An 11,598-nucleotide genomic window follows, 5' to 3' on the forward strand; every position below is an offset into this window, starting at 1 on the left:
ATGAAAGAATTTGGCACAGCTGTTATACTAGCTGGTGGCAAGAGTAGCCGCATGGGTTTTGATAAACAGCTGTTGAAGATAAACGAAAGAAGGCTTATAGATAGCTTAAGGAGAAAATTAAGTAAGCTATTCGATGAAATAATAGTGGTAACCAATAAATCCGAATACTATCTAGGCTTTAGCGATAAAATAACCAAGGATATAATAGTGGGAAAGGGGCCCCTATCTGGAATCCATGCAGGTCTTACGGTAGCCAATTCCCATTATGTATACTTCATAGCTTGTGACATGCCAAATATAAACCTGGACTATATACAATATATGAAGAGTCAGATAGAGGGGGCAAATGTAAAAGCCTGTGTAACAAAGTATGGAGAATGGATTGAGCCTTTTAACGCTTTTTATTCTAAGGGTATAATAGAAGATATTGAAGAACACCTAACCCAAAATAGAAGGTCTGTAAACTCCCTATTGTCTAAATTAAAAGTCCATTATATAGAGGAAGAAAAGGCTAGGGAGTTCAGTCCCAATTGGGATATGTTCTTAAATTTAAATACAAAAGAGGAATTATACGACTATTTAAAGACCATAAATAGTCAAAATTGGGGTAGATAGGATGGAGAGTATTAAAAGGGTAAATATAGTAAGAATAAAAGGGGATGAAGCCAAGGAAGAGGAGGATGTGGTAATAAAAGAATATCCCTTTACCATATTCATAAACGATGAGGAGGTAATAACTCTTCTTTGTAGTCCCGGTTCCTTAAAGGAGTTAATGGTAGGCTTTCTCTATTCCGAAGGTTTCCTAACCTCCTTACAAGATATAGATAGAATTTCAATTGATGAAGATAAGGGTTTAGGTTATATTTACCTAAAGAATATAAACCAATTTAGTGAAAAACTAAGGGGAAAAAGAACCATAACCTCAGGCTGTGGCAAGGGGACTCTATTTTATAATGTCTTAGATTCCTTCAAGTCTAAGAAAATAGAAAAACCCTTAGCTGTAGAAGTGGAAAGGATTAAGGAGCTTATAAGGGAATTTAATAAAAAATCGGAGCTCTTCCTAAATACAGGTGGAGTCCACAGCTGTGCTTTATGTAGTAAAGATGATATAATTCTGTTTGAAGAAGATATAGGAAGGCATAATGCCCTAGATAAGATATTTGGGAAAGCCCTATTAGAGGGAGTTGAAACCAAGGATAAGATAATTCTAACCAGCGGAAGGATATCCTCTGAAATCCTTATAAAATCTGCTAAAAGGCAGGTTCCAGTAATAGTATCCCGCTCAGCCCCCACCAGTTTATCGGTGGACTTGGCAGAGGAATTAGGAATCACCCTTATAGGATTTGCCAGAGGACAAAAAATGAATATCTACACAAATTTTCCGAGCTTGATTTTCTAAGGCTTAGGCTATGAAAATTAAGCCGATGGGTATGAGGAGAAATCCTTATGCCTCCCGTATTTGGAAAGGAAAATGATAAGTTTAGCCATATTCATATGGCTTTATAGTCCTTTCCAAGGACTTTTTCTTTTTTAAAAGTTTTAGAACTCAAAAAATACAAAGAGGAGATGATTCCAATGAAAAGGATATTAGCACTAACCTTAAGTATTTTACTTATCTTTACTGTGCTAGTAGGCTGTACACCCAAGGATGAGGGTCAAGATGTAGGTGAAGTTGAGGAAAATGTAGACAGTGTGGAAGAAAATGATGTGGTAGAAAATGGTGTAGAAGAAGAAACAGGTGGTAGGATTATATTGGCTACCACTACTAGTACTCAAGATAGTGGACTATTAGACTACATATTGCCAATATTTGAAGAGGAGACTGGCATAGAGGTGGATGTAATAGCCGTTGGTACAGGAAAGGCCTTGCAAATGGGAAGAGATGGGGATGCAGACATTCTTTTAGTTCATGCTAAGGAATCTGAGGAAGAGTTTGTAGCGGAAGGATATGGAAAGGTAAGGAAGGATGTAATGTATAATGACTTTATCCTTGTAGGTCCTAAGGAAGATCCTTTAAACCTAAAGGAGAACTCACCAAATGATATTTTAGAAGGCCTAAAGACCATTGCTAAAAATGAATATACCTTCATTTCCAGGGGAGACGATTCAGGAACCCATAAGAAAGAGCTTTCCATATGGAAGGAAGCCCAAATAGAACCAGCAGGAGAATGGTATCTGGAGGCTGGCTCCGGTATGGGAGATGTGTTAAAGATTAGCGATGAAAAACAAGCTTACACCATTAGTGATAGGGCAACCTACTTAAGCATGAGAGATACTCTAGATTTAGACATAATAATAGAAGGTGATGAGAATCTATTCAACCAATACGGTATAATACCTGTAAATCCAGAGAAATTCGATGATGAAGTAAAGGAAAGAATCGACGAAGAAGGTGCAGAAAGGTTTATGGATTGGCTGTTATCTCCTGATACCCAGCTGTTAATAGGAGAATATGGAGTTGAAGAATACGGAATGCCATTATTTGTGCCAAATGCAAAACTTGACTAATAGGAATAGTAAGCTGCATATTAAATTTATGATATGCAGCTTATGTTTTAGGTGGTGAATTATGTGGATTACATACAGGAAGGTTTTAAGGAAGCTTTAAAACTACTTATAGGGTTTGATAAGGAAGTATATGGCATAATATCCCTATCCTTAATCGTTTCGACTACAGCTACTATAATAGCATCCTTTCTTTGCATTCCCCTTGGAATTCATCTAGGCTTGAAGGAATTTAAGGGTAAAAGGGCCTTTTCTCGAATACTATATACCTTTATGAGCATTCCTTCTGTCATTGTAGGCTTAGTAGTTGCCATTTTGCTTTCAAGAAGGGGGCCTTTTGGAAAGTTTGACCTTCTTTATACTCCTAAGGCTATGATTATAGCTCAAACATTATTGGTAACCCCATTGATTTTAGGCCTTACCTACAGCCTTTCTAAAAATAGGGGAAAGGAGATAGAAAGGATAGGCCAAACCTTAGGAGGGAATAAACTAGATATTATAATACTGATAATTAAAGAGCTTAAATTGGATTTAATGGTTAATATAGTAACTGCCTTTTCTAGGGCCATATCTGAAGTTGGAGCAGTTATGATAGTAGGGGGTAACATCAGGAATAGAACCAGAGTTATTACCACTACCATATCCATGATGAACTCCATGGGAGATTATCCTATGGCCATAGCCTTAGGCATAGTTTTACTCATAATTTCCTTTGGAATTAATAGTTTAATCTATTCTTATAGTGGGGATGATTAGTATGGAAATAAGTATTCACAATTTAAAAAAATACTATGGGGAAAAACTAGTTTTAGACATAGAAGAATTAAAAATCAAAAGAGGAAGGATTACAGGCCTAATAGGGCCTAATGGTTCTGGCAAATCCACTTTACTAAACATCATATCCGGCCTAGATAGGGAGTTTTTAGGCACTGTAAAATACGATGGAAAGCTTTTAGATAAGAACATCTATAAGAAGATGACCTTAGTATTCCAAAAGCCCTACCTATTCAGAAGGAAGGTATATGAAAACATAGAATATCCTCTTAAGGTGAGGGGAGTAAATAGGGATGAAAGGCGAGAAAGGGTAAAGAACATAATGGAAAGGTTAGAAATAGAAGGATTAAAGGACAAGAAAGGCCATCTCCTATCAGGAGGGGAATCTCAAAAGGTAAGCTTAGCTAGGGCCTTAGTATTTAATCCGGAATTACTATTATTAGACGAACCTACATCCAACATAGACCCAGAATCGGTAAAAGTTATGGAAAGGGAAATACTAAGGTTTAATGAGGAAACCAATGGGACGGTAATAATCGTCACCCATAATATGGAGCAATCGGAAAGGTTATGCCATGATATTATCCATTTGGAAAGGTAGGTCATTAAATATGGATTTTTTTGATGTAGTCTCGGTTCAAGAGGCAATAAATAGATTGATGGAAGCTTTTAAGGAGTATGAATTTAAGGCAGAAGAGGTATCCATTTTGGAAGCAACCAACAGGATTTTAGCAGAGGACATTTATTCCCATATAGATGTGCCAGAGTTTAATCGCTCTACCGTAGATGGCTATGCCATCAAATCCAAAGATAGCCAAGGGGCCAGCGAGTCGGTGCCAAGCCTCTTTAATATATTGGGAGAAGTGAGGATGGGAGAGGCTGCTGAAAAGGAAATAAAATCTGGAGAGACCATGTATGTTCCAACAGGCGGCATGATTCCCCAAGGTGCCGATGGAATGGTAATGGTGGAATATACGGAAAAGTTAGATGAAGAAAATTTAATGGTGTATAAACCCATCGCCTTTAATGAAAATATAATCTTAAAGGGAGACGATATAAGGAAGGGGGAAAGGGCCCTTAAAAGGGGAAAAAGGCTAACTCCTGAATCAATAGGAGTGTTAGCTGCTTTAGGCATATCTAGGGTTAAGGTATATAAAAAGCCTAAATTCTATATAATTTCTACGGGAGATGAGATAATAGATTTAGATGAAGAATTAGAATTAGGTAAGATTAGGGATATTAATAGCTATACCCTTTATTCTGCCATAGTTAAACTAGGAGGAGAAATAACTGGAAAAGCAATTGTAAAGGATGATTATGAACTATTAAGGCAACAAGTGGAAAAAGGGTTAGACATATCCGATATTGTCCTTATATCTGGAGGAAGCTCTGTAGGCGCTAGAGATTATACGGCAAGGGTAATCGATTCCTTTGAGGGCAGGGGAGTATTTGTCCATGGCATTTCCATAAAACCAGGCAAGCCTACCATTTTAGGAGAAGGTAAGGGGAAACTGATAGTAGGTCTACCAGGCCATCCCGTATCCTCTATCATAGTATTTGGAGCCATTATAGAGGAGTTTATCTATAAAAAGATGGAAGTTCATAACCACAAATTAAAAACCAAAGCCATAATGGACTTTAACTTCCCATCATCACCAGGCCAGCAAACTTATCAAATGGTAAAATTGGAAGAAAGAGATGGCAAAACATACGCTAGCCCTAGCTTCGGAAAATCCGGCATGATAACCTTATTATCAAACTCCGACGGCTATATAATAATTAAACCCCATGAGGAAGGGATATATAAGGGAGAGGAAAGGGAAGTCTACTTGCTATAGGTAACCTAGGACAATTGTGAATTTTAAATTGTGAATGGAATATGGCTGTCAATTGTTAATTGAATAAAGGTGGTGTTTATCAAGGTGAATAATAAGAGGAATATCTATATAGATAATATAGATGTGGATGTGGCTAAAAAAGAATACTTTGACAAATTGAATATAAAAGCCCAATGGGAGGAAATAGATGTAGTAAACTCTTTAGGCAGGGTAACTTTTGAGGCTGTATATGCCAGGCTATCCTCTCCAAATTATAATGCTGCAGCCATGGATGGAATCTTAGTTGAATCGGCTAAAACCATAGGGGCTACTGAAATAAATCCCAAAACATTGGAAGAAGGAAAGGATTTTTTATACATCAATACAGGAAATCCAGTAGTGGATCCTTATGATGCGGTAATAATGATAGAGGATGTAATCCAGTTGGGAGATGGTAAAGTACAAATACTAAAAGCTGCCCATCCTTGGCAGCATATAAGGCCTATTGGGGAGGATATAGTAGCCACCGAAATGATACTACCCTCTAAGCATAAAATAAGGCCTATCGACATAGGGGCTTTAATTTCTGGAGGTATAGAGAAGGTAAGGGTATATAAAAAACCTAAGGTAGGAATCCTTCCAACGGGCTCAGAAATAATAGAGGAAATAAAAGAGCTTGAAACTGGAAAGATAATTGACTCCAACTCAAGGGTGTTTGAGGCCTTAACAGTGGAGGCAGGAGGCCTTCCTAAAAGGTATTCTCCCATAGAGGATGACTATGAAAAGATTAAGGAGGCCGTATTAAAAGGAGTAGAAGAAAACGATATTTTATTAATTGGAGCTGGTTCATCGGCAGGTTCCAAGGATTATACGGCCAATGTAATAGAGGAATTGGGTGAAGTAATAATTCATGGAGTTGCCTTAAAACCGGGTAAGCCCACCATTTTAGGCATAATAAATGGAAAGCCTGTAATGGGCATCCCAGGTTACCCAGTATCCGCTTATCTGGTTTTTGAAACCTTCGTCACACCTATAATATTGAAATACATTGGCCTAAAAGAGGAAAAGGATACTTTTGTAGATGCCATCATATCTAAGAAGATAACATCTACTTTAAAGAGTAGGGAGCTTATAAGGGTTAATCTGGGCTATGTAAAGGATAAGCTAATAGCTACTCCTCTATCCAGCGGTGCAGGAGTTACCATGAGCCTAGTAAAGGCAGATGGCATAGCCATAATACCCCAATCCTTAGAAGGGGTAGATGCAGGAGGCAGTGTAAAGGTAAAGCTACTTAAGCCATTAAATCGGATAAAGGAAACCCTAGTTTCCATTGGCAGCCACGATATGATAATGGATATTTTAGGGGATATGGTAAAGCTCTCATCAGGTCATGTAGGAAGCATGGGGGGAATCCTAGCCATGAAAAGAGGAGAATGCCATATTGCGCCAATTCACCTTTTAGATTTGGAAACGGGAGAATATAATATCTCCTATGTGGAAAGGTATTTTCCAGGGCAGAAGATGGCCCTTATAAAGGGTGTAAAAAGGCATCAAGGCTTTATAGTAGAAAAAGGGAATCCTAAGGGGATTAAGGATTTTTCAGATTTAGTAAGGGAAGATGTAGTATATGTAAATAGGCAAAGGGGAGCAGGAACTAGGATTTTACTAGATTACCATTTGAATAAGGAAAATATCGATCCAGCCAATATAAGAGGCTACGACAGGGAGATGACAACCCATATGGCAGTAGCCACAGCGGTAAAAACTGGCTCTGCCAGTGTAGGACTAGGCATATATTCAGCAGCCAAGGCTTTGGATTTAGATTTTATCGATATAGCCTACGAAGACTACGACTTTTTGCTACCCTATGAATTACTTGAAGATGAAAGGGTTAAGGAATTTATAAGGACTTTAAAATCCCAGGAGTTTAAAGAAAGGGTAGAAGCCTTGGGAGGATATGGATTTGAAAATATAGGTGAGATTATTATAGTTAAGTGATTATAAACCTCTGTTCTTAGGAATGGAGGTTCTGTTTTTAATCATTCATACCGTTTTTCTTACCATTCGTACCGTTTTTGACAAAACTTATATTAAATGTGGTATATTCAGTATAAATAAAAAATGCATAATTATACTTTTTAAATCAGGTTCAAAAGTGTAATAATACAATTTCCTCAATTAAATATATTGCAATATATAGTCTATGCTTAATAAGAATATTTAAATAAATTGTAAAAGGCTCCCACTATTTTGTTGGCTTTTTAAACAATAATATACTATATAACAACATCAAAATATGTATTACTCAAGTAATCAAATAAAGGTGGTGAAATAAAAATGGTGTGATAACTGCACTTTATGTTTAAAAATCAAAAGGGGTGTTATATTATGCAAAATAAATTATTTTTTATCCTGCAGTGGATTATTTTTATTGTAGTATTGTTTGCCGTTTTTACAAACTCACGGTTAGGTATGAGTGATACATTAACAGCAGTAATACTATTTACTGGTTTAGCTTTAATTGTTTTGATAAAGATTATCGAAAAAAGAATAATGAAAGGGGGAAAATAATATGATTAATAGTATAAGAGGGATATCACTTTTGTTAAGTGTATTAATGTTATTTATGTTTGCATCTCAGGTTTTGGCTTATGACGATAGTAATTTTTTATTTAAAGAAGAGAATTTGATAATAACATCAATAATAGAATCTAAAGAATATACTAAAATTAAAATACAAAATAAAGAAGATAATAAAATAGAATTTGTAGAATCTTATTTACAAAAAGATGGCACATATAAATATATAGTAACGACTGATGATGATACTTTTACTATTTTTAAAAAAGATGAAAATATAATGATAGAAGACAAGAATGGCAACATAATATAAACAATTAGTCTAAAAATAGTGAGTTTAGAAACATTTGACTTATATAATAACGCTTCACCTACGATGAAAGTACCATGTATCCCAGATTCTAATTGGAAAGTAGTGAGATCAGGATATACATCAAGATCACTAGTTTATTCTGATTACGCTATGTTAATAGGTGTAATTGCAAGTATATTTGGTACACCAGCTGCTGGAGTAGCAGTGATCGTCGCAACGTGGCTTTATAATAGGAATATGAAGGATGCTTACTATTATTTTGAAGAGCAACATAGATTTAGAGATGGAATGCTACAAAAGAGAACTTACACGCAGTTTTATACAAACTCTGATTATACTACCAAACTAGGTTCAGGAGAATATTCCAAAATATATGATCTATATAGGGTAGGACAAGGTTGTAAATAAAAAAAGCGATTCGAGACTGTAAATAATTTTGTGCTTATAAAAAACTTAGATGTCCTTTACTAGCAAGAATTAAATTTCCCTTTTTGGTGAGGGAGACTATAGCTTGAAATAGTTTCGCTATTTTGCTATAGCCTCTTTGTTATATTTAGTTATTTAAGGTGTTTTTCTATTCTACTTCAAAGAATATCATTAGCTGATTTAATATTAGGTCCCAATTTCTATATCTTTGAGTCCATCGTTTAGTAACATTTTGGGTTGCTAAATACAATATCTTTTCCAATGCTTGATCTGATGGGAACACTGATTTTGTCTTTGTAACCTTCCTTAATTGCCTATGGAAGCCTTCAATTATATTTGTGGTATACATTATAGTCCTAATCTCAGCTGGATACTTGAAAAATGGTGATAGTACATCCCAATTCATTTCCCAACTTCTAAATGCATAAGGATACTTTTTACCCCACTTCTCTTTAAGTTGTGTTAGGTTGTCTAGCGCAGTCTCTTCATTAACAGCCTTATATACACTCTTAAAATCTTTAGAAAACTCCTTTAAATCTCTGTAGCTTACGTATTTAAAAGAGTTTTATGCATCGTTGAACTTCAGCATTAGGATAAGTTGCTTGTATCGCTTCTTTTAGCCCTGTTAGCCCATCTACACTAAATATTAGTACTTCTTCTACACCTCTATTTTTTAGGTCATCTAGTACTCCTAACCAAAACTTAGATGTTTCGTTTTCGCCAATCCAAATGCCAAGTACATCTTTGTATCCATCTAAATTTACACCTAAGACTACATAAGCGGGCTTATTTTTAATTTGACCATCTTCTTTAACCTTGTAATGGATAGCATCCATGAAAACAAATGGATATATTGCTTCTAAGGGCCTATTTTGCCATTCTTTTATCTGAGGTATTATACTATCAGGTATCTTACTTACCATTTCTGCAGATAATTCAATTCCATATATATCTTTAATCTGATTGTGTATATATCTGGTAGACATGCCCCTTGAGTAAAGAGATATTACTTTCTCTTCTATTCCTGAAATATCACGCTTATTCTTTGATACCACCATTGGTTCAAATTCACCATTTCTATCCCTGGGGACTTCTATTGGTATTTCACCAAATTGAGTTTTTACTGTTTTCTCTGAATAACCATTTCTTCTATTATCGGTTTGCTTGTTTTTCTTATCTCCTTTAGCGTATCCTAATTCTATTTCCAGTTCTGCTTCTAACATCTCTTGGAGAATATCCTTAAACATATCCTTAAGATATGAATGAAGGTCTCCAGTTGTTTTTAGATTACCATCTTTGATCATATTTCTTAGAACTTCTTTTTGTAATGCTGACATAAAAGTAGCTCCTTTCTTTTTAGAATTTTATTTTGATTCTTGCCAGAAAGGAGCTAAGTTTTTCGCAAAAGCACAAATTATTTTACACTACCAGCGATTCAGCTTCGTCAAAACTTATTTTAAAAATATAGAAAGATAAAACGTGGTTCTTTTTCTTATGAGAACCGTGTTTTCAATAACCTCATTTATTTTAAAAGTGTTTTTTCCTATATCTTAAAAGTATAATACTGATAAATTTGTATTGGATAGCATTTCTTTTATGTTTTAACTCATCTTTAATTGTATTTGGCATATCTGATAAACTATTTTCCCTGAATATCGTTTTGTAGGAATGAGAAATGTAAACATGTATATAACAAGCTAGCACCACTGTTTTAGTATATAAATTATAATGTCTGTAATAATAAATTTAAAGTTTTTGGAACAAAGGTGCTATTTTTAACTATTCGTACCGTTTTTCCTACCATTCGTACCATTTTAAGCAAATATTAGGATAAATATGGTATATTCTTAATAAGTAGAGTTAAGCCTTATGAATAATTCATATTTTTAGGAAATTAGTACAAAGCATAAAAATATTATCATCATATTTTAATAAACTAGCTAAAGAAGGGAGGGATATTTTGAGAAAAACAATTTTGACCCTATTAATCTGTTTATTACTTATTCTGCCAATAGGGAAAAATATGTTTTTTGCAGAAGGAACCTACAATCCAGATGAAATCATTTATCCAACATATTCGGACAAATCGTATAACGAAGAAAGTAGGAAAGAAATTGATAAAATTATTGAAAAGTATGGTGGAAAGATTTATGTAAAAATATATAATAATCTTGATGAATTAAACGATTATATGAATGCTCATATGCTTGAAGACTCGGATGCGATAATTTATGATCCAGAGGTTAGCAACAAACGTATAGAATTGATTAGGGCAGATAGAATAAATGAATTAGGAGATGAATTTCAGGCCATTTTTATTGACAAAGAAAATTATAATCCAGATGAAATTATTTATCCAACATATTCGGACAAGTCGTACAGAGAAGATACTAAAAAAAAGATTGACAAAATCATTGAAGAGTATGATGGTAAAATTTATGTAAAAACATACAATAATCTTGATGAATTTAAAGATTATATAGATGATCATATGGTTGGAGACTCAGAAATGATAATTTATGACCCGGAACTTAGTGATAGACAGATAGAATTTCTTATGGCATACAGAATAAAAATTTCTGCAGATAAATTTCAAGCGATTTTTATTGACTATGTAGATAGTTAAAAAAGTAGGCTTTGTAAACTAAACATGAAAAAATAGCACAATGTTTTATAGAATTGCTTTAAATTACTTTCAATTTCGCCTTGACGATTATAAAAGTCCGCCTTGAGATTGTCAAGGGTAAAATGAACGCGCTAAAGCGCGTCCTTGACAATCTCAAGGACGTACATTTGAAAAATATTTTGGCGAAATTAAAGCAAAATTTATGCTACAAGAAGATACTTTTTCTTCTCTCTTTCATTTAGATTTAATCCAGCAACTTGGGCTGGAGTTAAACCATTAAGAGATGAATGTGGCCTAACAAAATTATAGAAAATATAAACATGCTGATTAGGTTATTTGCTGATTCAAAAGAATTGAAACCTTGCTTTGTTTTATACCAAGCTTTAAATTGATGGTGGAAAGATTCAATTAGATTATTAGAAATATCATCTTTAAAGCTTTCGACACGAATATGTTTAACATCTTTTCCTAATACAGTTTTTACTGGGACATTGTATGCATTGTAGCGGTCACTAACAATAGCATTAGGTTTCCCTAGATCTTTAACAGAATTAAGC

At 34.5% G+C, this 11,598-nt stretch carries 11 protein-coding genes, 2 pseudogenes and 1 riboswitch; of the genes and pseudogenes, 11 read left to right on the forward strand and 2 right to left on the reverse strand.

The features are described 5' to 3' along the window. From mobA to BLV68_RS10455, 10 genes are all read left to right on the forward strand, one after another. Positions 1–615, forward strand: a complete 615-nt coding sequence (gene mobA / locus BLV68_RS10410) for a molybdenum cofactor guanylyltransferase (RefSeq protein WP_093753551.1) — start codon at positions 1–3, stop codon at positions 613–615. 1 nt (position 616) lies between these two features. Then, complete coding sequence (gene fdhD / locus BLV68_RS10415) at positions 617–1,399, forward strand: formate dehydrogenase accessory sulfurtransferase FdhD (protein ID WP_159428679.1); 783 nt, start codon at positions 617–619, stop codon at positions 1,397–1,399. Next, a riboswitch (molybdenum cofactor riboswitch) is annotated at positions 1,369–1,486 on the forward strand. It overlaps the preceding gene by 31 nt. Before the next feature lie 89 nt (positions 1,487–1,575). Next, positions 1,576–2,508 carry a substrate-binding domain-containing protein gene (locus tag BLV68_RS10420; RefSeq protein WP_234949885.1) on the forward strand — a complete coding sequence of 311 codons (933 nt, stop codon included), beginning with the start codon at positions 1,576–1,578 and terminating at the stop codon, positions 2,506–2,508. A 63-nt stretch (positions 2,509–2,571) separates the two neighbouring features. Continuing rightward, the gene (locus tag BLV68_RS10425; RefSeq protein WP_234949886.1) at positions 2,572–3,261 is read left to right on the forward strand and encodes an ABC transporter permease; all 690 of its coding nucleotides are present in this window, start codon (positions 2,572–2,574) and stop codon (positions 3,259–3,261) included. Between the two features lies 1 nt (position 3,262). Next, on the forward strand, positions 3,263–3,880 hold the full coding sequence (locus tag BLV68_RS10430; protein ID WP_093753555.1) for an ATP-binding cassette domain-containing protein: 618 nt from the start codon (positions 3,263–3,265) through the stop codon (positions 3,878–3,880). A 10-nt stretch (positions 3,881–3,890) separates the two neighbouring features. After that, positions 3,891–5,117: a molybdopterin molybdotransferase MoeA gene (locus BLV68_RS10435; RefSeq protein WP_093753582.1), complete on the forward strand. Its 1,227-nt coding sequence runs from the start codon at positions 3,891–3,893 to the stop codon at positions 5,115–5,117. A gap of 84 nt (positions 5,118–5,201) precedes the next feature. Continuing rightward, positions 5,202–7,094, forward strand: a complete 1,893-nt coding sequence (locus tag BLV68_RS10440) for a molybdopterin biosynthesis protein (RefSeq protein ID WP_093753557.1) — start codon at positions 5,202–5,204, stop codon at positions 7,092–7,094. Positions 7,095–7,484: 390 nt separating this feature from the next. Then, positions 7,485–7,667 carry a hypothetical protein gene (locus BLV68_RS10445; protein WP_093753559.1) on the forward strand — a complete coding sequence of 61 codons (183 nt, stop codon included), beginning with the start codon at positions 7,485–7,487 and terminating at the stop codon, positions 7,665–7,667. Position 7,668: 1 nt separating this feature from the next. Continuing rightward, positions 7,669–7,989 (forward strand): hypothetical protein, encoded by a 321-nt coding sequence (locus BLV68_RS10450; RefSeq protein WP_093753561.1) that lies wholly within the window; start codon positions 7,669–7,671, stop codon positions 7,987–7,989. Positions 7,990–8,091: 102 nt separating this feature from the next. Beyond that, on the forward strand, positions 8,092–8,397 hold the full coding sequence (locus tag BLV68_RS10455; protein WP_159428680.1) for a hypothetical protein: 306 nt from the start codon (positions 8,092–8,094) through the stop codon (positions 8,395–8,397). A gap of 149 nt (positions 8,398–8,546) precedes the next feature. Here the strand turns inward: BLV68_RS10455 and BLV68_RS10460 are convergent. Further along, positions 8,547–9,752 (reverse strand): annotated as a pseudogene (locus BLV68_RS10460) (IS256 family transposase). Positions 9,753–10,375: 623 nt separating this feature from the next. Here BLV68_RS10460 and BLV68_RS10465 point away from each other — a divergent pair. After that, positions 10,376–11,041, forward strand: coding sequence for a hypothetical protein (locus BLV68_RS10465; RefSeq protein WP_093753565.1), 666 nt, complete (start codon positions 10,376–10,378; stop codon positions 11,039–11,041). 200 nt (positions 11,042–11,241) lie between these two features. Here BLV68_RS10465 and BLV68_RS10470 read toward each other — a convergent pair. Beyond that, positions 11,242–11,598, reverse strand: a pseudogene (locus BLV68_RS10470) (integrase core domain-containing protein); the annotation flags it as partial.

This window comes from Tepidimicrobium xylanilyticum, assembly GCF_900106765.1.
Classification (GTDB): Bacteria; Bacillota; Clostridia; order Tissierellales; family Tepidimicrobiaceae; genus Tepidimicrobium; species Tepidimicrobium xylanilyticum.

Excerpts from the sequence above, each read along its gene's own strand:
- BLV68_RS10450 (WP_093753561.1), top strand. The coding sequence starts at position 7,669 with ATGATTAATAGTATAAGAGGGATATCACTTTTGTTAAGTGTATTAATG.
- BLV68_RS10430 (WP_093753555.1), top strand. The coding sequence starts at position 3,263 with ATGGAAATAAGTATTCACAATTTAAAAAAATACTATGGGGAAAAACTA.
- mobA (WP_093753551.1), top strand. The coding sequence starts at position 1 with ATGAAAGAATTTGGCACAGCTGTTATACTAGCTGGTGGCAAGAGTAGC.
- fdhD (WP_159428679.1), top strand. The coding sequence starts at position 617 with ATGGAGAGTATTAAAAGGGTAAATATAGTAAGAATAAAAGGGGATGAA.
- BLV68_RS10435 (WP_093753582.1), top strand. The coding sequence starts at position 3,891 with ATGGATTTTTTTGATGTAGTCTCGGTTCAAGAGGCAATAAATAGATTG.
- BLV68_RS10420 (WP_234949885.1), top strand. The coding sequence starts at position 1,576 with ATGAAAAGGATATTAGCACTAACCTTAAGTATTTTACTTATCTTTACT.
- BLV68_RS10445 (WP_093753559.1), top strand. The coding sequence starts at position 7,485 with ATGCAAAATAAATTATTTTTTATCCTGCAGTGGATTATTTTTATTGTA.